Genomic DNA, 26,828 nt, shown 5'->3' on the forward strand with positions numbered 1-26,828 from the left:
TACACCCCACCAGATATACAAGGAATACGAGATATCCAAGGAGCCTGACCATGACCGATCCACAACCCCGGGTTTCCTACATCCACGCCGAGGACATGGACTTCGCCGAGGTGAAGAGCCAGCAACACGCCGGTGGGAAGAGGGTCTCGGTGTGGTTGAAAATGTTGGAACTGACCCCGCAGCGGGCGGTGTACCACACTCGCTACGACCCCGGGCTGGTGCTGGAACGCCACGGCCACAACAGCGACCACTTCGTATTCGTCATCGACGGCGAGGTGACCTTCGACCAGGAGGTTTGCCGGGCCGGAACCCTAATCAAGCTCCCCCACAAGGCCACGTTCGGGCCCATCATCGCCGGCCGCGAGGGGGCAGAAATCCTGGAGATCTACTTCGGCGACTCCCGTCCCGCTCCCGCCGGCAAGGAGGAGTATGCCGCCCTCCTGAAGGAGCGGGGAATCAACGAATTACCCCATCCCCCGGTGGATCTCCCCGACTGGTTCGGACCCCGAACCGACTAGAAGAACCAGCTAGGAAAACGGGCTAGGACGGAACCGGGACACCGAACTCAAAGGCCGGCTGGGACGGAACCGGAATACCGAACAGCCGGGCCGGGTTGGCGGTGAGGATCCTCTGCTTGCGCTCGGCGCTGAGGTCGTCCCGGTCCACCAGCAGCTTCACCGAGTGGGGGAAATCGCAGTCCCAGTGGCAGTAGTCCGAGGAGTAGCACAGAATGTCGTCGCCCACCTGATCCATCACGTGGGGCAAGGCCGACTCGGTGGATTCCACCCCCACGAAGCACCGCCCCGACAGGAAGTACTCCGATGGTTTGCGATCCAGGATGGGGGCCTGGTCGGGCATCAACTCGTACTCCTCGTCCAGGCGCTCCAGCCAGAACGGCAGCCAGCCGCAACCGGCTTCCATGATGCCGACCCGCAGATCGGGGAACTTGTGGAGGATTCCCCCCACGGTGAAGTTCATCACGGCCAGCATGGCCCCGAAGGGGTGGGTGAAAGCATGCTTCTCCAACCGGGTGTCGTAACGGTCCACCACGATGGGCACCTGGTCGGGAGCCTGCCCGCCGCCGTGGACACACACCGCGACCCCGTAACGGTTCACCACATCCCACACCACATCGTGAGCCGGATGGTGCAGGTTGCGGTGCAAGATGTGCTGGGCGGTCACCATGCCCACGAACACGTCGGGGTACCGGGTCAGGCACCGCTCCAGCTCGACCGCGGCCCGCTCGGGGTGGATCATGGGCAGCTTGGCAACCAGCTTCAACCGGGTGGGATCGTGGGCCGCGTACGATGCCCGAGCATCGTTGAGCAGCCGGCACAGCTCGGCGGCAAAGCCGGGATCGCCCAGCGCCCACTCCTCGCCGGAGCCGGGCGGGAACATGACGGTCACATCGATGCCCTCGAGATCCATGTCGGTGATCCGGGGACCGGGGACGGCCATGCCCTCCCGCTGAAGCGGGGTCTCGAAGTCCAACTCCCCCGGGGCGTAGCCGCCATAGTTGCGGTCCTCCTCGGTGTGAACACTCGAACCGGCCCCCGGTAGGTCGCCGTAGATCGCCTTCATCCTGGCCACGTACTCCACCATCTGCGGCCGCCACTCGGCGCTGATTCCATGCCGCCAACGGGGTGGCTCTCCCCCATGGCCGTCGGCATCGATCACGTAGTACCCGTACTTGCCCATGCCCCCATCGTGCCACCAAACCGGGTGGCCCCGCCGGAACAAGGGGCCGTGGTATCCTTTTGACGCAATGCCACTTGACGCAATGCCACTTGACGCAATGAAGGCGGTGGTGATCTTCGAAAGCCGCACCGGCAACACCCAGAGGGCCGCCGAGATGATCGGCGGAGAGCTGAAACGGGCAGGGGGCCAGGTGTCGGTACGCCCGGTACACGGTTTGAAGCTCTCCGAGATAGCCGAGGCCGACCTTTTGGCCGTGGGCACCTGGGTGGACGGGCTGGTGTTGTTCGGTCACCGCCCCGGCGGAACCGCAAAGCTGATGACGCTACCGTCGCTGCACCACAAGCCGGTGGCCGCGTTCGCCACCTACAAGTGGTATCCGGGCAACTGCATAGACCAGATCGCCGACCTGCTGGCCTACAAGGGTGCCAACGTCATTCACCGCCGGGCGTTCAACAAGAACCACCTGGATGTGCTGGTACCACGGTTCGTGGACAATATCCTGGTCGCCCACCGGGCCACCGGGATACCGGAACCATCAAAATAACCATGACCAACGAAACCCCGGTGACCACCGGGATACCTCGCATAACATAATCAGCGTGGACGATCACACCGGGATACCTCGCATAATCAGCGTGGACGATCACACCGGGATACCTCGCATAATCAGCGTGGACGATCACACCGGGATACCTCGCATAATCAGCGTGGACGATCACGTGGTGGAACCCCCGAACCTGTGGACCAGCCGGCTCCCGGCCCGGTATCGCGATATTGGCCCCCGCATCGAGTACCTGCCCCAAGGAGAGGTGGTGCTCGACGGCGGCACCTACCGGGAGCGCCCCGGCACCGGGGGTCGCAAGGTGGCCTGGTGGCTCTACGAGGATCACACCTACTCGGTGAAGCGGCTCATCGCCGCGGCCGGCTATCCCTACGACGAGCTGTCCACCGAGGGAATCACCTACGACGAGATGCGCCCCGGCTGCTGGCAGCCCCAGGCCCGCATAGCCGACATGGAGATGAACCACACCGACGCCTCGCTGTGCTTCCCCAACTATCCCCGGTTCTGCGGCCAGCTATTCGCCGAGCGCCAGGACATGGATCTGTCCCTGCTGTGCGTCCGGGCCTACAACGACTGGATGGTCGAGGAGTGGTGCGGGGACTCGGAAGGGCGACTGATCCCCCTGTGCCTGGTCCCGCTGTGGGATGCCGAGCTGGCCGCGGCCGAGGTCCGCCGCAACGCCGACCGGGGGGTTCGGGCCGTGGCGTTCAGCGAGCTTCCCACCTGGCTGGGGCTGCCCAGCATTCACTCGGGATACTGGGATCCGTTCCTGGCCGCCTGCGCCGAGACCGCAACGGTGGTGTGCATGCACATCGGTTCGGGCACCCGCACGGTGTCCACCGCCGACGACGCTCCCGACGCGGTCACCGCCTCGCTGATCTTCTGCAACAGCGCAGCCTCGATGATCGACTTCCTGTTCTCGGGGGTGCTGCACCGCTACCCCGAGCTCAAGCTCATGTACGCCGAGGCCCAGATCGGGTGGATCCCCTACGCCCTGGAACGAGCGGACGACGTATGGGTCACCCACCAGGGGTGGAGCGAGGCCCGGCGCAACATCCCCGAACCGCCGTCCTTCTACTACTACCGCCAGGTGTACGGCTGCTTCTTCAAGGACAGCGTGGGAATCGACCTGCTCGACCGGGTCGGGGTGGACAACATCACCTTCGAGACCGACTACCCCCATGCCGACGGCACCTGGCCCAACACCCGCGAGGTGGCCACCCGCCTGTTCGGCCACCTCGACCCCGGCGCGGTCTACAAGATCGCCCGGGGAAATGCCATCAAGCTGCTGGGCCTGAACTTCACCTAGGTGCTGGTGGCAGCCAGGGCCCGCCAGATGCGTTCGGGAGTGGTGGGCATATCGATGTGAACCACCCCCAGATGGGAAACGGCATCGACCACCGCGTTGTGTATGGCCGGGGTCGAGCCGATGGTGCCCGACTCGCCGATGCCCTTGGCCCCCAGCGGGTTCAGCGGGCTGGCCGTCTCGGTGTTGCTCACCTCGAAACTGGGCAGCTCGGCGGCGGAGGGCATGAGGTAGTCGGTCAGGTTGGCGGTTCGGGGGTTGGCATCGTCGTCGTACTGCACCCACTCGAACAGGGCCTGGGCCGCGCCCTGAGCCACGCCTCCGTGCTGCTGGCCGGCCACCAATAGCGGGTTCAGCACGGTGCCGCAGTCGTCCACCGCCACGTGGCGCACAAGTTCGACCCCACCGGTCTCGGTGTCCACCTCGACCACCGCCACGTGCGCGCCGAACGGGAAGCTGGAGCCCCCCTGATCGAAGTCGAGCTCGTAAGAGATCTCGGCCCCGGCCGCCAGTTCGGCCCACGACACCGACTGGGTGGGCACACCGGCCACGTGCAGACCACCATCCCCAACCACGATGTCGTCGGCGCTGGCCTCCAGTTGCTGCGCGGCCAGCTCCTTGGCCTGGGCCAGCACCTCCTCGCTGGCCCGGTAAACCGCGCTGCCCGCGGTCTGTAGCGAGCGGGATCCCATGGTGCCCTGCCCCCGGGGGATCTCGTCGGTGTCCGACTGGATCAGCTTGACGTTCTCCATGGGCACACCCAAAAGCTCATGCACGATCATCGAGAAGGCGGTCTCATGGCCCTGGCCGTGGGCGCTGGTGCCCACCCGCACCTCAACGGTACCGTCACTCACGACATCCACCCGGCCGTACTCGCTGTGCAAACCCAAAGGCGCGGTGATCTCCACATAGGACGACAACCCAATGCCCAAGAGCTTGGTGCTGCCCGACTGCCGCCGGGCGGCCTGCTCGGCGCGCAGCTCGTCATAGCCCGATGCAGCCAGCGCGGCATCCAGCGCCTTGTTGTACTCGCCGGAGTCGTACTGCGCCCCGGTGATGGTGGCGTAGGGGAACTGGTCGGAAGCTATGAAGTTGCGTCGCCGTATCTCAGCAGGATCAATGCCCAGATCGTCGGCGGCCACATCCAGTACCCGCTCCAGGATCTGGGTGGCCTCGGGGCGACCCGCTCCCCGGTAGGCGGCGATCTGAGTGGTGTTGGTCACCACCGAGTCTCCCGTGAACTTGATCTTGGGAATCCGGTACACGCCTTGCGACATGGTTTGGGTGAGCACGGTCAAGAAGCTGCCGATGGCCGGGTAGGCCCCGGAGTCGGCCAGCACATGCAGGTTCAGCCCGGTAATGAGGCCATCACCATCGAACCCCATCCGGGCGGTGAGGGTGTGGCCCCGACCATGCACCAGCGACACCATGTCCTCCGAGCGCGACTCCGTCCACTTGACGGGCCGGCCCAGGTCGAGGGCCGCTTTGGCGGCAACCAGGTACTCGGGGTAGATGCCCGTCTTGGCTCCGAATCCACCGCCCACCGCGGGGGCGAGGATTCGTACCTTGTCGCCGTCCAGGCCGAGCAGGCCGGCGAACCCCTCCTTCAGCCCGATCGGGGACTGACTGGGCAGGGTCACGGTCATGCCCCCGCCGGGGAGGCCCGGCTCCACCAGAATGCCGTTGGGCTCCATGGGCACGGCAGCCAGCCGCTGGCTCTCCATCGTCACCTCGGCCACGTGGGCTGCTCCGGCGAGGCCATCGTCGTCGCCCAACTCGGTGTGGAAGGCCAGGTTGCCCCCCTCATTCTGGGGCCAGATCACCTCGGCCCCCTCGTCCAGAGCTTTCCTGGGGTCGGCCACGGCGGGCAGGGGGTCGTAGTCAACCAGCACCATCTCGGCCGCGTCCGTACCCTGCTCGCGGGTCTCGGTCACCACCGCGGCCACGATGTCGCCCACGAACCGCACCCGGTCATGGGCGATCTGAGGGCGCTCGAATACCGGCAGCATCGGGAACCCGGGGGTGGCCGGCAGGCCGATGCTCTCACCGGTGTGAACGGCCAGCACGCCCTCCATGGCTTGGGCCTCGCTCACATCCACGCTCTCAATAACCGCGTGGGCCACTGGTGAGCGCACGAACGTGATGTAGGCAGTGCCCTCGGGGGTCAGGTCGTCGTAATAGCGCTCCGCGCCGGTCAACAGTCCCGGATCCTCGCGGCGAACAACGGAATTGCCCAGGATCGAACCAGAATTAGCCACAGCATTCCCCCTTGCTGGTCGAGATTTTGCTGGTTGAGATTTAGGGGATGTTAGAACTGCTCCATGGATTTAGCCCAGCTTTACGATCCGGCTCTGGATGAGCACTCCCCGCAGGCCCTTGATTTTCTCACCAAATTCTCGTTCGATTCGCTGCCGGACCAGTGAGAAAACCCACCGGCAGGAGAAAACGCATCGCCATTGTCGGGGCCGGGTGGACCGGAGCGGTGGCCGGACGCCTGCTGACCGAGATGGGCCTTGCGGTGGAGGTGCTGGAGAAGGCCGGCGTGGTGGGCGGGCACTCGAGGGTCGAGCTGTTGAACGGGGTGGTCTACGAGCCCAACGGTGCTCACATCTTCCACACCTCCGACCCGGTGGTGAACCGGTTCGTCACCGCCCACGGCCTCAGCCGGCCCTACGACCACAAAGTGCTCACCGAGGTATACCTGTCACCCGACGACGCCGACGACGAGGGATGCCTGCTGTCGTGGCCCCCGCAGGTGTCGGAGCTGAAGGAGCTGCCGGTGTGGCCGGCGGTGGAGCGGGAATTGGCCGGTCTCCCGTCCCGGCCCACGGGGGACAACTTCGAGGACTACGTGGTGTCGATGATGGGCCGTACCCTCTATGACTTGTTCATCCGGGACTACACCGCCAAGCAGTGGGGCCGGCCCGCAACCGAACTGTCGGCCCGTTTCGCGCCCAAGCGGGTGGAGCTGCGCACCGACGATCACCGCGGGCTGTTCCGGGACCGGTGGCAGTACTTCCCGCCCAACGGCATCAACGAGGTGATCGAGTCGGTGCTGTCGGTGGTGGCGGTCACGCTCAACACCGAGGTAACCATCGACGATGCCGACGATCTGGGGCGCGCCTACGATGCGGTGGTCATCACCGCCGCCCTGGACGACTTCGCCGGTTGCCCCGGGGAGCTGGAGTGGCGAGGCATAGAGATGCGGTCCCACTACCATCCCACGAATGACCCTGGGGGGGTGATAACGCCGGCCTACGTAACCAACCGACCCTCGGCCCGGGTGCCCCACACCCGCACGGTGGAGACCAAGCACGCCACCGGCCAGCGGATCGGGGGTACGGTGGTGAGCGAGGAGATGCCCGGGGCCCCCCAGAACCACTATCCGGTGCTGACCGCCGACGGAGTCAACGAACGCCGCAACGCCGAGCTGGCCGGCTGGATCACCGCCCGCTTCTCCATCCCGGTGTACTTCGCCGGACGGCTGGCCACCTACCGCTACATAAACCAGGACGAAGCCATAGCCGATGCCATGTCGGTGGCCGCCCGGATCCTCACCGACCTGGCCGGCTAGCAAAATGCCCAACCGGCAGACCCCCGGAGGTTGGCAGACCCCCGGAGGTTGGCGGTTTTGGATAGATCGGGGGGGCACGTTCACCGATGTGGTGGCCCAGCGGCCCGGCGGGGACATCGCCACCGTCAAGCTGCTGTCGGACAGCCCCCAGTACGAGGATGCCGCGGTGGAAGCCGTCCGGTCCCTGCTGGGGCTGCTGCCCGACCAGCCGATCCCCGCCTCCGAGATAGCCGAGGTGAGGATGGGCACCACCGTGGCCACCAACGCCCTGCTGGAACGCCGGGGCGAGCCCACCGTGCTGGTCACCACCCAGGGGTTCACCGATGCCCTGCGCATCGGCTACCAGGCTCGCCCCGATCTGTTCGCCCTCGACATCGTGCTGCCCGACATGGTGTACAGCCGGGTCATCGGCGTGGATGAGCGGGTTCGGGCCGATGGCACCGTGGAGCGCGAGCTGGACGAGGACGATGCCCGCCGCCAACTGGTCGAAGCCGGCCGGGATGGGTTGCGGTCGGTAGCCATCGTGCTCCTCCACGGCTACCGCTACCCCGACCATGAGGCCCGCCTGGCCGGAATCGCCGCCGCCGCCGGATTCGAGCACATCTCGGTCAGCCACCGGGTGAACCCGCTGATCCGCCTCGTGCCCCGGGGCGACACCACCGTGGTGGATGCCTACCTGACCCCCGTGCTGAACCGTCACATTCAAACCGTCCGGAACCGGATCCACCCATCGTTGATGTTCATGCAGTCCAACGGGGGCCTGGCCCACCCCGACCACTTCCGGGGCAAGGATGCCCTGCTGTCCGGGCCGACCGGAGGGGTGGTGGGCATGGCTCGCACCGGCGAGGCTGCCGGTCATCACCGCCTCATAGGGTTCGACATGGGCGGGACCTCCACCGATGTGTCCCACTACGACGGCCGCTTCGAGCGCACCACCGGGGCGGTGATTGCCGGGGTCAGGGTCAGGGCACCGATGATTCTGGTCCACACCGTGGCTGCCGGGGGTGGCTCGATCCTGGTCTTCGACGGCAGCCGGTTCAGGGTGGGGCCCGACTCGGCCGGGGCCGAACCCGGTCCGGCCTGCTACGGCAAGGGCGGGCCGCTCACCGTGACCGATGCCAACGTGTTGCTCGGGCGGTTGCACCCCGACCACTTCCCCGCCGTGCTGGGTCCCGGGGGCGATCAGCCCCTCGACACCGGCGCGGCCCGAGCCGGTTTCGCCGACCTGGCTGCGGTGATCTCCGAGGCCACCGGGCAGCCGTGGACCCCGGAACAGGTCGCCGAGGGGTTCCTGGACGTGGCCACCCAGAACATGACCGGTGCCATCAAGACCGTCTCGGTGCAGCGGGGGCACGATGTGAGCTCCTACACCCTGGCCTGCTTCGGCGGTGCCGGCGGCCAGCACGCCTGCCGGGTGGCCGACGAGCTGGGCATGACCACCGTGCTGGTCCACCCCCACGCCGGGGTGCTCTCGGCCCTGGGCATCGGGCTGGCCGACGTTCGTTCGGTGGCCGAGAGGGCAGTGGGCCACCCGCTTACCGAGGAGTTGCTGGTGGCCCTGGGCCCCGACATCCATGAGCTAACCGCTTCGACCCGCACCCAGGTGGCCGACGACCGGGCCCTACCCGATATCCAAACCCTCCCCCCAACCCACCGCAGTAGCCCCACCCCGACTATGGCCGACGACCGGGCCCTACCCGATATCCAAATCGAAGTGAGCTTGTTTCTGCGCTACCAGGGCTCGGACACCATGCTGGAGGTCACCGCCGGCGACTACCCGGCGGTGAAGTCGGCTTTCGAGGGGCGCCACCGGGCCCGGTTCGGATTCGCCCCCCCAGGAGCTCCAATCGTGGTGGAATCGATCCAGGTGGAGGCCGTGGGTCGCAGCCCCCTGACCGATGCCCTGGCCGGCCGGCCCACCCAGCTCACCGGCGATCCCCACCCCATTGCCCAGCACCGAGCCACGTTCGGTGGCCGAAGCCTGGCAACCGCGTTCCACGACAGAACCCACCTGCCCCCAGGCAGCAACCTGCGAGGCCCGGCGGTGATCGTTGACCCCCACTCCACCACGGTGGTGGAACCGGGCTGGACCGCAACCGTCGCTACCGGAGGCGAGCTGTTGTTGAACCGGGTGACCCCTCGGAAAGGTTTGGGGGCCGGCACCGAGTGCGATCCGGCAAAGCTGGAGATCTTCAACAACCTTTTCTCGAACGTGGCCGAGCAGATGGGGGTGATGCTGGAGAACACCGCAGCCTCGGTGAACATCAAGGAGCGGTTGGACTTCTCGTGCGCGGTGTTCGATCCCGATGGCGAGCTGGTGGCCAACGCCCCCCACATGCCGGTGCACCTGGGCTCGATGGACATGGCCGTCAGGGCGACCATAACCCGCCACCCCGCCATGACCCCCGGTGACGCCTTCGTTACCAACAACCCCTACGACGGCGGTACCCACCTGCCCGACGTGACCGTGGTCATGCCCGTTTTCGACCCGGACGGCCAGAAAATCCTGTTCCACGTTGCCGCCCGGGGCCACCACGCCGACATCGGCGGGACCACCCCCGGATCGGCACCGGCCGACTCCTCCAGCATCGCCGAGGAGGGGGTTCTGCTCAACGCCGAAGTGCTGGCCCGGCAGGGTCGGTTCCGGGAGGAGGAGCTTCGAGCCCTGCTCACCGGGGCCGAGTGGCCGGCCCGCAACCCCGAGGTCAACCTCGCCGACCTCAAGGCCCAACTGGCCGCCTGCCACAAGGGGGCGCTCACCCTGGCCGAGGTGATCGACCGCTACGGCCTGGACACCGTCCACGCCTACATGGGCCATGTCCGGACCAACGCCGCCGAATCGGTCCGCCGGTTGATCGACCACCTCGATGATGCCTCTTTTGCCGCCGATGCCGATGACGGGGCGCGGGTGGCGGTGGCCCTGCGGGTGGACCACGACCGCCGGAGGTTGACCATCGACTTCACCGGCACCAGCGGCCAGCACCCCGGCAACTTCAACGCCCCCCAGCCGGTTTGCCGGGCGGCGGTGCTGTTCGTGCTGCGGTGCCTGGTGGGCGACAACATCCCGCTCAACAGCGGGTGCCTGGATCCGGTGGAGCTGGCCATACCGTCGCCCAGCCTCATAAGCCCGGTGGAACCGGCTGCGGTGTTCGCCGGAAACGTGGAAACCTCCCAGCTCATCGTGGATGCCCTTTTCGGTGCGCTGGGCACGGTGGCCGCCTCGCAGGGCACCATGAACAACGTGGTGTGGGGCAACCAGCGGTACCAGTACTACGAGACGGTTTGCGGGGGCGCGGGAGCCACCGCCGAGCGGGATGGGTGCGATGCCGTTCACACCGGAATGACCAACTCCCGGCTAACCGACCCCGAAGTCCTGGAACAGCGCTACCCGGTGATGGTGGAGAACTTCTCGATCCGCGAGAACAGCGGCGGTGACGGCCGCCGGCAGGGAGGCAACGGGGTGGTGCGACGCATCCGCTTCGACGAGCCCATGAGCCTCAACGTTCTGTCGGGGCGGCGCGTCACGGCCCCCTACGGGATCAGGGGAGGGCGGCCCGGACGGTTGGGGATCAACCGTATCCTGCGATCCGGCGGCACCGTGGAGAACCATCCCGGTGTATTCCGTACCGAGATGGCCCCCGGCGATGCCCTTGAGATATCCACCCCCGGAGGAGGCGGGCACGGCCCCCCGCCATGGGAGTGTGAGGAAGAAGGAGAATAGGTTTGCCTCGATGCCATGGGAGTGTGAGGGAGAAGGAGAATAGGTTTGCCTCGATGCCATGGGAGTGTGAGGAAGAAGGAGAATAGGTTTGCCTCGATGCCATGGGAGTGTGAGTCTGGGGTGATGGCGGTGGAACTGGAATGGCTGGTGGACCAACCCGCCCAGTACAACCCGGTAATGGTGGTGGCGTTGGAGGGGATGTTCGACGCGGCCGAGGCAGCCACCACCGCGGTGCGGATGATGAAGGAAAGCGCCCCCACCGTGGATCCCCTGGCCCGCATCGACCCCGAGGCCTTCTTCAACTTCCAGGATCACCGCCCCGAGGTCAGCCTGGACAGCAGCGGCAACCGCGTCATCACATGGCCCATCACCCGGGTGGACGCGGTGGATCGTGCCGGGGCCAAGCATCCCCTGGTGGTGGTGGACGGTGTGGAACCCGATCTGCGGTGGCGGACCTTCGCCGGCTACCTGGTGGAGGTGGCCACCAGGTGCCAAGCCGGTCTGGTGGTCACCCTCGGAGCCATGGTCGGCCTCGCCCCCCACACCCGGCCGCTGGGGGTGGTGGGCAGTTCCACCAACGCCGAACTGGCCCAAATGTTCGGCTTGGGCCGCCCCACCTACGAGGGCCCCACCGGCTTGGTGGGTGCGCTGCACGATGCCTTGGACCAGGCCCGCATACCGGTTATCTCCCTGCGGGTTTCGGTGCCCCACTACGTGCCCGGGCCGCCCAACCCCGAGGCCACCCGGTCGCTGCTGAAGCGGTTCGAGCTGATCACCGGGATAATCACCGATCACGAGACGCTGGACGAACCCGCCGCGGAGTGGCGCGAGCGAGTGGACACCGCGGTGGCCGGCGACGACGACATCAGGAACTACGTAGCCCAGCTCGAGCAGCAGGTGGACGAGGCCGAGGATCTTTTACCCACCGGCGACGATCTCGCCGCCCAATTCGAGGCCTTCCTTCGCGACCCCTGGAAGTAAGCGCTACGGCGCAGTAAATACTACGGCGAGGTGAACGCTACGGCGCAGTAAGTACTACGGCGAGGCAAGCGCTACGGCGAGGTCAGGCGGGCGATGGCCTCGTCGACAACGGTGGTGGCCAGTTTTTGCAGAGACTCGTCGTCGAGGGTGGAAACGGGATGGGGCACGGTTACCGCGGGGTACTCGGCCATGCCCACCGTGGGGGCGAAAGCCTCGACCACCGGGCGGAACGGCTCGGTGATCACCAGCATGGACGGAATGCCCCGGGCCTCCATTTGGACGGCATCGTGCAGACTGCACGCGGTGCAAGCCCCTCAATCGCCCAGGCCCGAGATGATGAGATGGCACCGGGCGGCCAGCATCTCGGCGGCATCGGCATCAATGGGCTTGCCCGCCGCCGATTTGGAGTGAACCACGATGTCAGCCACCGGTAGGCGGTTGCTCAGCCCTTCAGCCAGGTAGGTGAGCAACTCCTTGGCGTTGTTCTTGGCGTTCTCGATCACCCCGATCACCACCGGCTCGGCCGGGCTGCTGCGAGGTGCCATCGACACCTCCACCGGCCCGGCTTCCTCGTAGACCGGCGACAAGACCCTTATCGAAGACATCAAACCTCCTCCATTAACCTAACCTCAGGGTAATCCATCTCCTGGTGGCATTGTTCCTCAGGGTAATCCATCTCCTGGTGGCATGACCCGGCGGGTTACTGCTTGGGAGTGAACCACGGGGGCCCAGTTGGGGATGTAGGCCGACCAACCGGCCCCTGCGCTTCCTGCCGTCACCAAGAATATGTCATCGGGACCCCGCACGGTGGCCAGCCGGCCATCGGCATCGGGGGTCATGTCGTTCTGGGCGGTGAACTCCAGCAGCACCCCGCCGGTGGCCAGGTGCTCGGGGGTCACCCTGGTGTGCTCGGCCAAGAACTCCCGCACCGCCGGCTTGGTCCAGCCCGCCTCGGCCAGGATCCGGCGGTGCTCGTAGCCGATCACCAGCAGCACCTGGTGCTTCTTCGCCACCCCGTATGTGGCCGGATTGGTCATAGCCGCCGCGAAGGTCAACAAGATGCCCTCCGGGTCACCGTTCAGGTGATTGGCCACCTGGTGGGGGCTTTCCGAGGGGAACATGGTCACCGTGGTGTCGGCTTCGCCATAGCCCAACTCCACTCTCAGCGGTTCCCAACCCTCGGGAGGAGGCTCCTCGGCAACGAGCATCGTGTACTTGCCAGGATGCCCGAGGGATGAACCATCGAGGGTCTCCGTTTTGGCTCCCAACACGTTCGTGGCCACCAGCCGCAACGCCCGGCCCACGGTGGCATTGGCCCGGCAGCCCGGCCCCAACGCGTTACGCCCGGTGTTGAAACCCAGCTCTTTCACCAGCGGCCCGCTCACAACCGCGCCCAACGCCGCTCCCCCCGTGCTGGTTATCACCGTGTGGCAGCCGAAGCGAGGGTCGAGCATGGCCGACAAACCAGCCAGTACCACCGGAAAGTACTCGACCCTGCAACCCGCCATCACCGCGTTGATCGCCGCCTTGTTGGCGGTGATCTCCCGAGAGCGTTCGGGCACCGTGCCCACGATCTCGGTTGCTTCCACCCCGGCATGATCGAGCATGGCCCTCACCCGCTCGGGGGTGGGGGGAACCACAGGAAGCCCGTCCGTCCACCCCCGCTCGAAGAACTCCTCTTGAACATCGGCCTGCGCCAGCAACAACTCCTGAGCCACAGGACCAAGCTAGCCCCTGGAGAAGATGCCGTCCTCCAAGCCAGTCGAGTTCTAGTAGGGTTCTGGGCCGTGGCTGGAAGACTCGAAGGCAAACGCACAATCGTCACCGGCGCGGGATCGGGCATCGGCCGGGCGGCCGCAACCTTGTTCGCCGCCGAGGGGGCCCTGGTGTTGTGCGCCGACATCAACGGTGAAGCGGCCGATGACACCGCGGCTGGGATTGGCCGGGCCGCGGTTGGCCTGCGGGTGGATGTGACCCGGCCGGAAGACTGCCAGGCCATGACCGAGCAGGCGGCCGCGACCTTCGGGGGTATCGACGCGGTGTACGCCAACGCCGGGGTGGACGGGCCGGGCCGGGCCGGCGACCTCGAAGTTGAGGAGTGGAACCGGGTGATCGGCGTGAACCTAACCGGCGTGTGGCTCACCGTGAAGTACGCCTTACCTCATCTGATCGAGGCGGGCGGCGGGTCGCTGGTGCTCCAGGCCAGCGTGGGTGGGGTGATCGGTGTGCCGGGCATCGCCTCCTACGCGGCGGCCAAGGCCGGCGTCATCGGCCTCGCCCGGCAGATGGCGGTGGACTACGGCGCCGACAACATCAGGGTGAACGCCATCTGCCCCGGCACGGTGCCCACTCCCCTGGTGCGGGCCACCTACGCCAAGCGGGGAGGTTTCTCAGCCACCGCCAGCGCACCGGCCGATGCCAGCATCGACGAGATGATCGATGCCGCCAAGGTCCGCCACCCCATCGGCCGCCTGGGCACCACCGGGGAAATCGCCCAACTCGCCCTGCACCTGGCGTCCGACGAGTCGTCGTGGACCACCGGCACCGCCATCGTGATCGACGGTGGCATGTCGGTGGCCTAGATCAGCCGGCCGCCTCGAAGAACCTCTTCCAGGTGTCCAAACCCTCGGGAAGTTCCGCCGGGCCCACCTCTCCGAAATAGCGCTTGCGGTCCTTCTCGCCCAGGCCCCCCTCGGCCAGCTCAGCCATATCCATGTAGTACAGCATGGCGATGCTGCGCTCCGAGAACCGCCACTGGCCCCCGTCCAGCCGGTAGCGGTCGTAATAGCGCAAACCGGTTATGAAGGTGCGCCCCCCGATAGCCATCTCGGCATGAGCGGCAACCGTTCCCGAAGCCAAACCGGTGTGGTGGCTGTCCAGCTCCACAAGGTGGCTGTGGGGGTAGTGGTAGGTTGCCCCGAAAGACGACAACCTGTCGGCATAAAAGTCGACGATGGCTTGGCGCCCCTCGTTCACCACCGCCCCATCACCATGGCGAAAAACGGCATCCTGGGTGAACATCTCGGCCACCGCATCCAGATCACGGTCGTCCACCGCCATCCCGTAACGCGCCACAAGGTTGCGGATTGCCTCGGTGGCCTCCAGGCGGGCAATGCGCTCCAACAATTCAGCGGTTGAACCGGACACAGTCTCTGCTCCTTGTAGATCTTTCAAACTCTTGCTCCTTCTCCCTGCCGCTTTTTGCTCTGGTAGCTCTTGGGATCGACCGGCTCGGGGTCTGACCGGCAATGGGCGAACTTGCCCCAAGCGGCCAGCCAAAACTAGCTTCACCCATCGCCGGTGCACAAAGGCAGCTCGGCACATGGGAATATGGGGGAACATGCTTCTAGCGGTTGACAATTTCACCGGGGTTCCATGCTTCTAGCTTTTGGCAATTTCACCGCTGACCCGAGCGTGAACCTGCAACTCCTGATCGGTGGACTTGCCCTGGGTGCCATTTATGCCGTGGTGGCTCTCGGATTCGTGCTGGTCTACAAGAGCACAGACGTATTGAACCTGGCCCACGGCGAGTTCTTGATGCTGGGCTCCTACTTCGCCGTGACCTTCCTGGTATCCGAAGGGCTCAACTTCTTCCTGGGCCTGGTGGCAGTGCTGGCCGTGATGCTGGTGTTCGGCCTGTTCATCCACTACGGCATCATGCGCCGGATGGTGGGGCAGGGATTTTTTGCCATCGTGCTGGCCACCATCGGTATCGCCACTGTTATTCGCGCCCTGCTTCTGATCTTCTACGGCCCCACCGAACGAGGACGCCTCACCGTTTTGCCCCAAGGCACGTTCGAGATCGGCGGGGCCACGGTGAGATACGTGGACATGATCATCCTCGGCGCGGTGGCGCTGTGCGTGTTGCTGTTCTTCGCCTTCTTCAAGTACACCAGAATGGGGCTGCACATCAGGGCGGTGGCCGACGACATCGAGGCTTCTGCGGCCATGGGCATCGACCCCGACAAGGTATACGCCATGACCTGGGCCGCAGCCCTGGCCATGGCCGGGTTGGGCGGTTTGCTGTTCGGCCACGTCACCGGAGCCATCGACCAGAACCTGGCCGCCATCGGGTTGCGGGCCTTTCCCGCGGCGGTGGTGGGCGGGCTCACCTCGCTGGGGGGTTCCATCATCGGTGGCCTGGTGGTGGGGGTGATCGAACAGTTCGCCAACGGCCACCTGGGTACGAAATGGCGGGAGCCGGTGGCCTTCTCGGTGATGTTCGTGGTGCTGCTGGTTCGCCCCACCGGCCTGTGGGGCCGAAAGGACCTGGAGCGGGTGTGACCAAAAACACTGGCAAACCCCAGCGCTCAGCAGATGGCAAAGCTGCAAGGACCCGGAGCGGGGATCAGCAGGTGACCTACCGTCCCTCGGCCCTTCAGCGGTTCCTGCCCTTCGTTGCCGCCGCGGTCGTCCCGTTCATCCTGGGGGCAACCACCGATGGCCTGGGTTTCTGGTGGAAGGCCCTAATAACCGTGGCCATCCTGGCAGTGGTGGCCCGGCTGGCCTGGATGTGGACCCCCAGGGGAGAACTCACCCACCGCGAGGACATACGACTGTGGCGCACCCCCAGCGATCGTTCCTGGGCCGCGGTGACCATCTTCGGGCTGCTGGCACTGCCCTTCGTTCTGGCGTCCGACTTCACGCCGCCCATGGGGTTCCCGTGGGCCACCTGGTTCGTGGTGGTCAACACGGTGCTCATCTTCGCCATGGGAGCAGCCGCCTTCAACCTGCTGGTGGGTTACTCGGGCCAGATCAGCCTGGCCCATGTGGCCTTTCTGGCGCTGGGCAGCATTATGGCCGGCATCGTCGGGGTGCAATGGAGCGGCGGCAACTTCTGGCTGGCCCTGCCGGCAGCAGCCGTCGCCGGCGCGGTGGTTGGTGCGGTGTCCGGGCTGCCCGCGCTGCGGCTGAAGCACCTGTACCTGCTGCTGGCCACCTTCGGCTTCCACTTCGTGATGATGCTGGTGTGGCGGGAATACCTCCAGGAGTACTTCGGCTTCGTGGGCATCCGCTTCAAGGGCGAGCACGCGCCGAGGATCGCTTCCTGGCTGCACTGGCTGCCCAACATCGACCCCGACGAGAACGGCGAGTTCATTATCACCGGGCAGTTCCGGTGGTACTGGGTGATAATGCCCATCACGGTGGTGTCGCTGCTGTTCATGGTGAACGTGATCCGCACCCGGGAGGGGCGGGCGTTCGCCGCGGTGCGCGATCGCGACGTATCCGCGTCGCTGCTGGGCATCAACGTGGCCCGCTCCAAGCTCATGGCTTTCGCGCTCTCGTCGGCGGTTGTGGCGATGTCGGGGGTGCTGGCCTCCTTCTATACCGGCTCCCGGGGCGAGGACAGCTTCAACGTGCAGAAGGTGCTGGACTATGCCGTCATCATCGTGGTGGGCGGCTTCTCCAGCATCCAGGGGGCCATCTTCGGGTCGGCCTTTTTCTGGTTCCTGCCCGAATGGTTCAAATGGGCCCGAGAAGAGCTGTGGTTCGTGCGCGACATCGACTATTTGAGCGACCACGCCAGCGAGATCGACCTGGCCATCAAGGGCCTTCTGGTGGTGATAATCCTGGTGTTCAAACCCACGGGCCTGGCCGGCATGTGGAGGGACTTCAAGACCTGGGTGGGCCGGTCGCTGTCAAGGAGCAATCCGTGAACCCAACCGAACTGGATAACCAGGACCAACCCGTGAACCCGACCGAACTGGATAACCAGAACCAACCTGTGAACCCGACCGGGCTGGACCTGCGCATCGAGGGGCTGGAGGTGGCCTACGGGGGTGTAACCGCTTTGAACAACGTGAACATCACCGTGCCCAGCGGGGGGTTCATATCGGTTCTGGGAGCCAACGGTGCGGGCAAAACCACCCTGGTACGGTCGATAACCAGCCTGCTGTACCTGCACAAGGGGAGGGTTCGCAAGGGCAGCATCACTCTGGGCGGCCAGTCGATTCTGGGCCGCAAGAGCACCGCAATCGTCAAAGCAGGGGTGGCTCAGGTTCCCGAAGGACGCAAGCTCTTCCCCAATCTGACGGTCAAGGAAAACTTGCTGTGCGGTGCGGCCAGCCGTAGCGACACCGATGGTATCGACGATTCGCTGGAGCAGAACCTGGAGCTGTTTCCCCAACTCCGCCCCCTTCTGGGCCAAACGGCTGGGCTGCTGTCGGGGGGCGAGCAGCAGATGGTGGCAGTGGGGCGGGCACTGATGTCGCAGCCGGCCCTGCTCATCTGCGACGAGCTTTCGCTGGGGCTGGCCCCCCGGATCGTCCACCGCCTGTTCGAGCTGCTCACCGAGATCAACAAGGCCAGAGGCACATCCATCCTCGTCATCGAGCAGAACGCCAGCCTGGCGTTGCAGCACGCCGCCCACGCCTACGTGCTCGAGTTGGGCCGGGTGCTCCTGGAAGGCACGGCCGCCGAACTCCGGGGCAACCCCATGGTGCAGGAGCTGTACCTGGGCGGTGGCGGGGAAGCCCACACCTCCTACGCCGCCATTGAGCGACCCGGCCGGGAACGGTCCCCGGCTCATGGGCAGAGATCACCCAGCGATAAACCACCCCCGGCCCCCGGGCAGAGATCACCGGTGCCGGAACCATGAGCGACGCCATTCTCAGCTTCGACGACGTGACCGTGCAGTTCGGGGGGGTGCGGGCGTGCGACTCGATCAGCGGCCGGGTCGAGCGGGACTCCCTGTTCGCGCTCATCGGCCCCAACGGGGCGGGCAAGACCACGCTGGTGAACGCCATCTCCGGTGTGTACACGCCGCTCGGGGGAGCGCAGGTGCAGTTCCACCCCCGCGGGGAGGCCACCAAGGATTTGCTCGCCTACCGCCCCTACCAGATCGCCCGCCTGGGAGTGGCTCGAACGTTCCAGAACCTGGGGCTGTTCATGGGTGAGAACGTGCTCACCAACCTGCTGCTGGGCCGCTACATCCACGAGCACACCCGCCTGATCGAGGGAGGGCTGTTCACCCGCAGGGCGGTGAAGCGGGAGTTGGCGGCCAGAGCAGCCATCGAGCGGGTGGTGGAGTTGCTCGACCTGGGAGCGTTCCGCCGGGAACCGGTGGGCGGCCTGCCCTACGGGGTGCAAAAGCGGGTGGAGTTCGGCCGGGTGCTGGCCATGGAACCCGAATTGCTCATGCTGGATGAACCCATGGCCGGTATGAGCGTTGACGAGAAGCAAGCCATGATCCGCTACATCTACTCCGCCCAGGATGAGCTGAACATGACGGTGTTCTTGATCGAGCACGACATGGGGGTGGTTATGTCCATAGCCGACCATGTGATGGTTCTGGACTTCGGGCGCAAGATCGCCGAAGGCACCCCGGCGCAGATGCAGCAGGACGAAAGGGTGATCGCCGCTTACCTCGGCACCGAGGTCGTAGAGCACTAGAACGTTAATTTAGAAGTTAACTAGAAGTCGCCTCGACACCCGGCTTGGGCTAGGGTGTGCGATCACTGTGCCGGCAGGAAGCTGTGTCGGCACTGGAACCCATACAAAAACCGGAGGGGAAAACTCATGAATCGACGCTGGCTCAGGCTCATCGTTGCGCTGTTCGCTTTTGCACTGCTCGCGGCAGCATGCGGCAACGATGACGACGGTGATGACCAAGCAGCCACACCGGCACCGACGGAAGCTCCAACCCAGGATTCTGGCTCCGACGGGATGGGTGACAGCTCCGACGGGACGGACGACGGCGAGATGTCGGTACCCGACAACCCGGACAACGGGGTTACGTCGAGTTCCATCAAGGTCGGCTGGATGGGCGACCTGACCGGCCCGACCGCCTCCTCGCAGTCGTTCAACAGCCACGGCAGCGAGGCCTACTTCGAATGCGTCAACGAGCGGGGCGGGGTGCTGGGGCGCACCATCGACTACCTGCCCGAGGACGACCAGTTCAGCGCCGAGACCGCGGCCATCAACTTCACCAAGCTCACCGAGGACGACAAGGTTCTCGCCCTTGTGGGGCTGGGCGGCTCGCACATAAGCACCCAGTTGCAACCCGACATCGAAGCCATGAACCTGCCGGTGATAGGCCCGCCCCAGACCATCGACATCCAGCTCGAGGGCGACCAGTACTTCAACAACCTGGCCCACTACGGCGACCAGGCCGACCTGGCGACCGGCCAGATCGCAGCCGATGTGGGTGGCATCGAGAAAGCCGTGGTAATGGGCATCAGCCTCGAGGTGCCCTCGGGTACCGAGTTCGCCGCCTACGTGGAGCAGTCCATAGAAAGGGCCGGAGGCACCTACGTCAATACCCTCTACGTTGCCCCCGGGGCCACCGAGGTCACCGCCCAGATGGTGGAGTTGCAAGCCGGTATTGATGACGAGGGCGTGAACTACGTCACCTTGCATGGCTCGCCCGCCGCCGGGTTGGTGGTGATGCAGGGCATGGCCGACGCCGGCATCACCGAAATCCCCATCATCGGCATTCACGGCATCGCCGCCAACTCGATCTGGACGGAAGGCCCAGCGTCAATCAGCGATCAAACCTTCGGGATGCACTCGTTCCTCACCGCCAACAACAACATCGAGGCTTCGGCCGAGATGGAGCGGTGCGCGGCGCTGGCCGGCCATGACGGCGAGCACCTCAACTTGAACTTCGCCCACGGTTTCCTGAACGGATACGTGTTCGAGCAAGCAGTGATGAGGGCGGCCGAAACCGGCGAGTTGAGCCGCGAGAGCCTCACCGAGGCACTCAAGGGCGCTTACGACACCATGGGCCTAACCTGCCCGATCGATTGGAGTTCGCACCCGCACCACAGTCAGTGCGGGGCTGCGTTCTCGCTGGATCCTGCCACCGGTGGAATGGTGCCGGCCAACCCCTTCGAGTTCTACAGCGACTCCTTCGACGGCGAGTACGGAATCGAGATCGGCTGACCCGGACAGCCCTGCGGACAGCCCTGCGGGGTTGAACCAGAGATCCAGGTGAGCTACGGCCGCCGGCTTTGGGGCAGGAGCCTCACGGTCGGCGGCCGGCTCCGTTCGTGGCCTCCTTCGCCCGAACCACCCTTGACCGAACGACTACCCTTCGAGAAACCGCAATAGGGGGACACGCCGATGACGGGCACCAACTCGATCTCTGAGAGCTTCACTGCCTACCTGACCGCCAACGAGGGGGCCGACCCGTTCCCCATTTTTGACCGGATGCGGGAGGAGGCCCCGGCCCTTTGGAGCGAACCGCTCCAGGCCTGGGTGCTGACCCGGTGGGATGACATCACTGCGATGCTGGAGGGCGGCGACCGCTTCGGGCCGCTGATGAACCAGCCGGGCACGTCCAGCATCTTCGGCCGGGCCATCCTGCAAATGTCGGGTGATGAGCACCGCCGCAAGGATGCCATCATCGCCAAGCGATTGCGCAGCCCCCGTCACCTGGGCTCGACCATAGAGGAGATCGTCTCGGGGTTGGTCCACGAGTACGGCGACCGGCTGCCCGTCGCCCCCGAGACCGCCGATCTGCGCCGGGGACTCACCGAGCCGGTACCGCTGGGAGCGATCGCGGAGCTGATGGACATGGGTGAGGCCGGCAACTTCCGGAGCTGGTACAACGACATTGTCGCCGCGGGAACCTCGAATGTGACCCGCGACCCGGTGGTCCACGCCCGGGGGGAGGCAGCTCGCGACGAGCTGTTCGCCTTCGTCACCCCGGGTATCGAACAGCGCCGGACCTGCCCCGGCGACGAGCTGCTGTCCGATCTGTGCTCCATGGAATACGAGGGCGAGCGCCTGTCCGACGACGAGGTCCGCAGCTTCACCGCGTTCTTGCTCTCAGCCGGGATCGAGACCACCGACCGGGCCCTGGCCAACCTGGTGAAACACCTCATCCTGGAGCCCGAGCAGTGGCAGCGCCTGAAGGACGATCCCAACCTGGTCAGCTCCGCGGTCACCGAGATTCTTCGTTACCGGCCCCCGGTGCATGTGACCATCCGCATGGCCAAGCACGACAACGAGGTGGCCGGCGTGACCATCCCCGGGGGCAGCAAGGTTGTTGCCTTCGTCTCCAGCGCCAACCACGACCCCTCCCGATTCGACAACCCCGAGGTGTTCGATGTCGGCCGCTTCGTGGGTGAGGAACGCCCCAACTACACCCCGATAGGCCCGGTGCGGGCGTTCGGCGGCGGCCCCCACACCTGCACCGGCTCCCTGCTGGCCAAGCTGGAGATGGAACGGACCCTGGAATACCTGCTCGACCGGTTCGACCACTTCGAGTTCGCCGGCGACGTTCCCCCCGACACCGGCATCGTGCTGCGCTCCCCCACCAGCCTGCACGTGATGCTCCACGCCAACAACTGACCGCTCTTGCCATACACCTGCGCCAACAACTGACCGCACTTGCCATACACCTACCGCCGGATCGGCTGCTCCGCATGGCGGTGTCAATATCTCTTCTCTCCTCCAATCGGGAACGGTTGCTGGCCTTGGGTTCGATAGGGATAGGACGAGTGCCGGTTCAAGGGCTAAAGTCTTGATGTAGCTTTTGAAGCGGCGAAAGGGATGGATACGGCGATGCAGCGTTGGTCGGCAGGGTCCGGGTTTTCAGGTTTGCTTGGCGGGGTTGGCCGTGCTTTGAGCTTGTGGGCTTGGCTGGGGGTGGCAACGGTGCTGGTTGCTGCGGTGCTGTACAGCGCTCAGGAGCCCGCGGTACACGCCGAGGCCGGGGCTGCCGAGGTGGACGCTCCGATCATCGTAACCGCGACACCCCGAAGCGAGGGAGCGTCCATCACCTGGACCAGAGGCAAGGCATCGTCTGAAGCGGCTGCCTGCCCCACCTCGCGCTACGCGGTGACAGTCCTCAACGATGCCCGCGACACCATCTTCGCAAAGACTGTGGCCCATCCCGTTAGCAGCCTGGAGGCGGAAGGCCTGACCCCGCTAACCGGCTACCTGGTGCAGATCTACGCCTACTCCAGCACCTGCAACAAGTGGTCCCGCACCAACGGCACCACCTACATAAAAACAACCCTCCCAGAAGTCAACGGCGCAGAAGCCCAAGTCCAGGCCCAAATCCAAGATGACGACATCCCTACTCCCACGGCCACACCCACACCCACACCCACGGCCACACCCACGGCCACACCCACACCCACGGCCACACCCACACCCACACCCACGGCTACACCCACGGCTACACCCACGGCCACTCCAACACCCACGGCTACCCCAACCCCAACCCCCACTGCGGTGCCGGTGGTAAAGACGGCCGTTTCGGTGGATGCTCCAATCACGCTCAGCATTGCCCCGGTCGATAAAGGTGCGACTCTGTCGTGGACACGCGGTACAGCATCCAAGAATGCGTCGAACTGTGCTACCTCGAATTACTGGGTATATGTCTACGACGATGGTGGAAAGCCGGTCGCTGTCAAAAATGTAGATTATCCCGGTGACAGTCTGGAGCTAGTCGATCTCGTCTTGGGTGCGGAATATAAGGTTGATGTGTACCCCTATTCGAATAGTTGTAGCAGTTGGTCATCCACCAGCGCATCAGCCAAGTTCACAGCATCCAAATCGCCGGACCCATCAAAAGTCAAAAACCCAGGAAAAGCCCAAGACGGCGACGATGAAAACGAAGATGATGAAGGCAACGAAAGCGAAGAGAACCCCCCTGACAAAGACAACGATGACAAATCCTCCACCGACAAAGATGGCGACAGCAAAGACGGCGAAGATGACGACGACAGCAAAGATGATGAAGATGGGGACGATGACGACAGCAACGAAGATGAAGATGACGACAACGAAGAGGTTGTGCCCACCGGCCAGTACCAAGACTTCAGCGCCAGCTACGGCCACTCCTGCGCACTACGCGTTGACGGCACGGTCACCTGCTGGGGAAGTAACAATTATGGGGAAATTACCGCACCTTCAGGAACGTTTACAGCCATCACCACCGGCGGCGAGGAAAACGCGTTTATTTACCGTCGGCACTATCAACGTTACCACGCCGCTCATTCGTGTGCTATCCGCAGCAGCGACAGCAGCATCCAGTGCTGGGGTTCTAACCGTTACGGGCAATCCACTCCACCGGCGGGCGCGTTCAAAGCAGTTTCAGCAGGCGGTCAGCATACTTGCGGAATCAACAGCCAGGACAACGTGGTCTGCTGGGGCCACAACGACTACAAGCAAGCTTACTATCCTTCCACTAACAATACTTTCAAGGCTGTAGCCGCAGGCGGTCACCACACCTGCGCAATCAAGACCGACGACACACTACTGTGCTGGGGTGGCAGTTGGAACAATCCCTGGGGCAGTTCCACGCAATCGTTAATCAGATCCCCGGCACCCGCGGGCACGTTCAAAGCAGTGTTTGCTGGGATTTACCATTCATGCGCCATCCGTATGAACGACACCCTCGCCTGCTGGGGCAACATCGGCCCCTTCGACAGGCCTGCTATATCTGTGACCGCTCCCGCAGGAACCTTCAAATATGCAGCTCCGGGACACTATGGCACCTGTGCCATCCGAACGGACGGCACGAAGGGTTGCTGGAGCGGTGACGGTACGCTGAGAGACTCATACTCATCAAACAGCAGCTTCAAAACGATCTCTGGGCATGTCGGCTATCATTGTGCAGTCAGAAGTGATAATCACTTGCAATGCTGGGGCGGGGGATCGCACCACATTGAGATGCCGCAAGCTCCGTCCCACGGGTTTAGGAAAATAACCTCGGGTTTGTCTCATGTCTGCGGTATTCGTAACAATCATAAGCTTGCCTGTTGGGGTGACGGCGCACCAGGCGAAGACAGGCTGTCTCCACCGCCAGGAAGGTTCATTGACATAGACGCTGGTGACTACCATACGTGCGCTATCCGACGCAACAATCACTCCCTTACTTGCTGGGGACCCGGTATAGCCACCCCGCCCTCCGGCAAGTACAGCGCCGTGGCAACCGGCTACGGGTTCGGATGCGCGATCCGCAAATCAGACGAAGCGATCACCTGTTGGGGAGAAAACGGCTTAGGGCAGTCGTCGCCACCCGAAGGCAAGTTCACGGCAGTTGCAGCGCAAAACTCTCAAGTGTGCGGTATCCGCACCAACGGTTCAGTCTCATGCTGGTCACGATGGCCCGACGGGAAGTCGCACTCACCCCAATCGCATCACAGATTCACAGAAATCGCTATAGGCAGCAGATCTCACTGGTGTGGTATCCTCACCGACAGCACGGTCCACTGCTGGTGGCAGGGTGCTAGTGGCCCAGCAGGGCAGTTCACGCATATTGCCGCAGGCACCTATCACGCGTGTGCTATTCGCACCGACGCTACCACCCACTGCTGGTCCCACTTATGGAACCAGGTACAGGCCCCACCCAATCACCAGTTCAAGCAACTCACAGGAGGCCTCGCCCACAACTGTGGCATCCGCAGCGACAACAACAGAGTCGAATGCTGGGCCCGCTAAACATTCCCCCCCCCCCCCCCCAGGCATCACCGGCTAACAGACTTCCCAAAGCAACACATACATCTTGATAGCCCCGGTGCGTACCTAGTCACGCGCTTGCCAGTCACCTATCGCCAAATTGGCTGCACCGCCTGACTGCGTCGTATCCGTGAAGAGCTCCTTCTACTCAAGCATACGTAAACGGTCGGGGGGGGGGGGGGGTTACCCCAGGCGGTGGTCCAGGCGGTCGCGGAAGGCTCGGGCCCCGACCACCACGCCACCGCTACGGCGGACCCGGCGGGCCAGGTCGCGGTCGGAGGTGACCACGGTGGCCGCCGACGGGTCATCCATGGAGGCCACCTCCTGGGCGATGCGATCGTCGGCCGCGTTGGGGCCGCGCCGGGAGGCGTAGGCGAGCTCAACCGGGCCGTAGCGTCCCGAGGGAAGGCCGGGCACCGGGGCACCGTCGGCAATCACCAGAGCCGGAACCCCGGCGCTGTCCAAGTCCTCGACCAACCGCGCCAGCGCGCCGTACCGGTCGCTCCACCAACCATCGGGGCGACACCCGATGACGTTCATGGCATCAACCACCAGCACGGCGGGTCATCTGCGCTTTCCCCCGCCTGGCATCAACCACCAGCACGGCGGGGCTAGACCCGGCCGTTTGGCAATGCCAGGCGTTTGGCTAAGCCAGGCTGGAGTCCAGGCACTCCACCGATGGGGCGAAGTAGTAGCTGCCCGAGGCCGGGTTGGAGAAGTCGGTGAGCATGTCGCGCACCTGGCCATTTCGACCGTACATGGCATCCATGCGCTCCCGGAACGGGGCCTGGGTCTTGCAGAAGGCCATGAAGTAGAGCCCCACGGTGCCGTCGTGGAAGGCATACGGCGTGGAGCGGCGGGCAATCTCGTCCCGCTTGGGCTTGGAGGCATCGGCGGTGTCGCCCGCGCGCAACTCCACGTGGGAAAGGTGCGAATGCGGGGCCTGCTGGTCCAGCCGGGTGGAGTCGGCCTTGGTACGACCGAAGTTCACCTCCTGGGTGGCCACATCCAGCTTCTCCCAGGCCACCAGGTCGTGGACCCAGCGCTGGGCGATGATGAAGCTGCCCCCCGCACCGGCCTCCCCGTCGGGAATGATGGCCACCGCGGGCTGATCCTCATCGGCCGGATTACCGGTACCGTCGATGAAACCGGTCATGTCCAGGCTGTCACCGTAGATGAAGGTGGGGGTTTCCCGGGCCACGTTCATACCCGCAGCGTTCAGGGCCTGGCGAGCATCCCACTGGGCCTTCCACACCAGATCCTTCTCGTCGTGGGTCATCCATAGCAGCAGCTCCTCCTGGGTGCCCTTGGCCTCACGGCCGCTGCCGTCCATGGACTCCACCGTGTGATAGGGCTGGAAATCGCCGGGAACATCATCGGTCAGGTCGGCCAGAAGGGTGGGGCCGAGCCCGATCACCAGGTTGATCCCCTGAGCATCGCAGTTGCGGCGGCAATCGGAGATCGCCGACTTGATTGCCCCCAGATCGGCGTCATCGCCGCGGCTGAGGTGTACGTACCACTGGTACTTGCCCATCTCGTTGAAAATTGCCGGCTGCCAGGTCGCCATTAT

Annotated in this window: 21 protein-coding genes; 14 read left to right on the forward strand and 7 right to left on the reverse strand. The window is 64.9% G+C overall.

Annotated features, from left to right (window positions below; all coding sequences use genetic code 11):
- The first annotated feature begins 50 nt into the window (after window positions 1–50).
- Window positions 51–518 carry a cupin domain-containing protein gene (locus tag ACOGXC_RS09745; protein ID WP_419918002.1) on the forward strand — a complete coding sequence of 156 codons (468 nt, stop codon included), beginning with the start codon at window positions 51–53 and terminating at the stop codon, window positions 516–518.
- A gap of 22 nt (window positions 519–540) precedes the next feature.
- Here ACOGXC_RS09745 and ACOGXC_RS09750 read toward each other — a convergent pair whose 3' ends face one another.
- On the reverse strand, window positions 541–1,698 hold the full coding sequence (locus ACOGXC_RS09750; RefSeq protein ID WP_419918003.1) for an amidohydrolase family protein: 1,158 nt from the start codon (window positions 1,696–1,698) through the stop codon (window positions 541–543).
- Between the two features lie 67 nt (window positions 1,699–1,765).
- Between ACOGXC_RS09750 and ACOGXC_RS09755 the strand changes: the two genes are divergently transcribed.
- Both ACOGXC_RS09755 and ACOGXC_RS09760 read left to right on the forward strand, forming a co-directional pair.
- The gene (locus ACOGXC_RS09755) at window positions 1,766–2,242 is read left to right on the forward strand and encodes a flavodoxin family protein (RefSeq protein WP_419918004.1); all 477 of its coding nucleotides are present in this window, start codon (window positions 1,766–1,768) and stop codon (window positions 2,240–2,242) included.
- Window positions 2,243–2,360: 118 nt separating this feature from the next.
- Window positions 2,361–3,569, forward strand: coding sequence for an amidohydrolase family protein (locus tag ACOGXC_RS09760; protein ID WP_419920056.1), 1,209 nt, complete (start codon window positions 2,361–2,363; stop codon window positions 3,567–3,569).
- On the opposite strand, the gene ACOGXC_RS09765 is transcribed toward ACOGXC_RS09760, so the two are convergent.
- The gene (locus ACOGXC_RS09765) at window positions 3,566–5,824 is read right to left on the reverse strand and encodes a xanthine dehydrogenase family protein molybdopterin-binding subunit (protein ID WP_419918005.1); all 2,259 of its coding nucleotides are present in this window, start codon (window positions 5,822–5,824) and stop codon (window positions 3,566–3,568) included. The genes ACOGXC_RS09760 and ACOGXC_RS09765 overlap by 4 nt on opposite strands.
- A gap of 161 nt (window positions 5,825–5,985) precedes the next feature.
- Between ACOGXC_RS09765 and ACOGXC_RS09770 the strand changes: the two genes are divergently transcribed.
- The 3 genes from ACOGXC_RS09770 (at window position 5,986) to ACOGXC_RS09780 (ending at window position 11,842) form a co-directional block, all read left to right on the forward strand.
- A complete protein-coding gene (locus ACOGXC_RS09770; RefSeq protein WP_419918006.1) occupies window positions 5,986–7,140 on the forward strand; it encodes a UDP-galactopyranose mutase in 1,155 nt (384 codons plus the stop codon).
- A gap of 4 nt (window positions 7,141–7,144) precedes the next feature.
- Window positions 7,145–10,861, forward strand: a complete 3,717-nt coding sequence (locus ACOGXC_RS09775) for a hydantoinase B/oxoprolinase family protein (RefSeq protein WP_419918007.1) — start codon at window positions 7,145–7,147, stop codon at window positions 10,859–10,861.
- Window positions 10,862–10,984: 123 nt separating this feature from the next.
- Window positions 10,985–11,842, forward strand: coding sequence for a PAC2 family protein (locus ACOGXC_RS09780; RefSeq protein ID WP_419918008.1), 858 nt, complete (start codon window positions 10,985–10,987; stop codon window positions 11,840–11,842).
- A gap of 71 nt (window positions 11,843–11,913) precedes the next feature.
- Here ACOGXC_RS09780 and ACOGXC_RS09785 read toward each other — a convergent pair whose 3' ends face one another.
- Together ACOGXC_RS09785 and ACOGXC_RS09790 are read right to left on the reverse strand one after the other, a co-directional pair.
- Window positions 11,914–12,447: a UGSC family (seleno)protein gene (locus ACOGXC_RS09785; protein ID WP_419918009.1), complete on the reverse strand. Its 534-nt coding sequence runs from the start codon at window positions 12,445–12,447 to the stop codon at window positions 11,914–11,916.
- A gap of 57 nt (window positions 12,448–12,504) precedes the next feature.
- The gene (locus ACOGXC_RS09790; RefSeq protein ID WP_419918010.1) at window positions 12,505–13,560 is read right to left on the reverse strand and encodes a hypothetical protein; all 1,056 of its coding nucleotides are present in this window, start codon (window positions 13,558–13,560) and stop codon (window positions 12,505–12,507) included.
- A gap of 69 nt (window positions 13,561–13,629) precedes the next feature.
- Here ACOGXC_RS09790 and ACOGXC_RS09795 point away from each other — a divergent pair, with 69 nt between their 5' ends.
- On the forward strand, window positions 13,630–14,424 hold the full coding sequence (locus ACOGXC_RS09795; RefSeq protein WP_419918011.1) for an SDR family NAD(P)-dependent oxidoreductase: 795 nt from the start codon (window positions 13,630–13,632) through the stop codon (window positions 14,422–14,424).
- Between the two features lies 1 nt (window position 14,425).
- Here the strand turns inward: ACOGXC_RS09795 and ACOGXC_RS09800 are convergent, their stop codons facing one another.
- Window positions 14,426–14,989, reverse strand: a complete 564-nt coding sequence (locus tag ACOGXC_RS09800; protein ID WP_419918012.1) for a nuclear transport factor 2 family protein — start codon at window positions 14,987–14,989, stop codon at window positions 14,426–14,428.
- 267 nt (window positions 14,990–15,256) lie between these two features.
- Here ACOGXC_RS09800 and ACOGXC_RS09805 point away from each other — a divergent pair, with 267 nt between their 5' ends.
- The 7 genes from ACOGXC_RS09805 to ACOGXC_RS09835 all read left to right on the forward strand — a co-directional run bounded on the left by ACOGXC_RS09805 (window position 15,257) and on the right by ACOGXC_RS09835 (window position 25,240).
- The gene (locus ACOGXC_RS09805; RefSeq protein ID WP_419918013.1) at window positions 15,257–16,126 is read left to right on the forward strand and encodes a branched-chain amino acid ABC transporter permease; all 870 of its coding nucleotides are present in this window, start codon (window positions 15,257–15,259) and stop codon (window positions 16,124–16,126) included.
- Window positions 16,123–17,499 (forward strand): branched-chain amino acid ABC transporter permease, encoded by a 1,377-nt coding sequence (locus ACOGXC_RS09810; protein WP_419918014.1) that lies wholly within the window; start codon window positions 16,123–16,125, stop codon window positions 17,497–17,499. The genes ACOGXC_RS09805 and ACOGXC_RS09810 overlap by 4 nt, the downstream gene beginning before the upstream one ends.
- Entirely contained in the window at window positions 17,496–18,440 is a 945-nt protein-coding gene (locus ACOGXC_RS09815; RefSeq protein WP_419918015.1) for an ABC transporter ATP-binding protein, read from the forward strand. Before ACOGXC_RS09810 ends, ACOGXC_RS09815 begins: the two co-directional genes overlap by 4 nt.
- A complete protein-coding gene (locus ACOGXC_RS09820; RefSeq protein ID WP_419918016.1) occupies window positions 18,437–19,234 on the forward strand; it encodes an ABC transporter ATP-binding protein in 798 nt (265 codons plus the stop codon). Before ACOGXC_RS09815 ends, ACOGXC_RS09820 begins: the two co-directional genes overlap by 4 nt.
- A 126-nt stretch (window positions 19,235–19,360) precedes the next feature.
- Window positions 19,361–20,725, forward strand: coding sequence for an ABC transporter substrate-binding protein (locus tag ACOGXC_RS09825; RefSeq protein ID WP_419918017.1), 1,365 nt, complete (start codon window positions 19,361–19,363; stop codon window positions 20,723–20,725).
- A 180-nt stretch (window positions 20,726–20,905) separates the two neighbouring features.
- Window positions 20,906–22,138: a cytochrome P450 gene (locus tag ACOGXC_RS09830; protein ID WP_419918018.1), complete on the forward strand. Its 1,233-nt coding sequence runs from the start codon at window positions 20,906–20,908 to the stop codon at window positions 22,136–22,138.
- A gap of 375 nt (window positions 22,139–22,513) precedes the next feature.
- Complete coding sequence (locus tag ACOGXC_RS09835) at window positions 22,514–25,240, forward strand: RCC1 domain-containing protein (protein ID WP_419918019.1); 2,727 nt, start codon at window positions 22,514–22,516, stop codon at window positions 25,238–25,240.
- A 201-nt stretch (window positions 25,241–25,441) separates the two neighbouring features.
- Here the strand turns inward: ACOGXC_RS09835 and ACOGXC_RS09840 are convergent, their stop codons facing one another.
- Both ACOGXC_RS09840 and ACOGXC_RS09845 read right to left on the reverse strand, forming a co-directional pair.
- Window positions 25,442–25,816 (reverse strand): NYN domain-containing protein, encoded by a 375-nt coding sequence (locus ACOGXC_RS09840; RefSeq protein ID WP_419918020.1) that lies wholly within the window; start codon window positions 25,814–25,816, stop codon window positions 25,442–25,444.
- 88 nt (window positions 25,817–25,904) lie between these two features.
- Window positions 25,905–26,825 (reverse strand): Dyp-type peroxidase, encoded by a 921-nt coding sequence (locus ACOGXC_RS09845; protein WP_419918021.1) that lies wholly within the window; start codon window positions 26,823–26,825, stop codon window positions 25,905–25,907.
- Between the last annotated feature and the right edge of the window lie 3 nt (window positions 26,826–26,828).

The organism is Candidatus Poriferisocius sp., from assembly GCF_965202595.1.
Classification (GTDB): Bacteria; Actinomycetota; Acidimicrobiia; order Acidimicrobiales; family Bin134; genus Poriferisocius.

Coding starts and splice junctions, on each gene's coding strand:
- ACOGXC_RS09745 (WP_419918002.1), top strand. CDS start 51: ATGACCGATCCACAACCCCGGGTTTCCTACATCCACGCCGAGGACATG.
- ACOGXC_RS09750 (WP_419918003.1), bottom strand. CDS start 1,698: ATGGGCAAGTACGGGTACTACGTGATCGATGCCGACGGCCATGGGGGA.
- ACOGXC_RS09755 (WP_419918004.1), top strand. CDS start 1,766: ATGCCACTTGACGCAATGCCACTTGACGCAATGAAGGCGGTGGTGATC.
- ACOGXC_RS09775 (WP_419918007.1), top strand. CDS start 7,145: ATGCCCAACCGGCAGACCCCCGGAGGTTGGCAGACCCCCGGAGGTTGG.
- ACOGXC_RS09780 (WP_419918008.1), top strand. CDS start 10,985: ATGGCGGTGGAACTGGAATGGCTGGTGGACCAACCCGCCCAGTACAAC.
- ACOGXC_RS09820 (WP_419918016.1), top strand. CDS start 18,437: ATGAGCGACGCCATTCTCAGCTTCGACGACGTGACCGTGCAGTTCGGG.
- ACOGXC_RS09825 (WP_419918017.1), top strand. CDS start 19,361: ATGAATCGACGCTGGCTCAGGCTCATCGTTGCGCTGTTCGCTTTTGCA.
- ACOGXC_RS09830 (WP_419918018.1), top strand. CDS start 20,906: ATGACGGGCACCAACTCGATCTCTGAGAGCTTCACTGCCTACCTGACC.
- ACOGXC_RS09845 (WP_419918021.1), bottom strand. CDS start 26,825: ATGGCGACCTGGCAGCCGGCAATTTTCAACGAGATGGGCAAGTACCAG.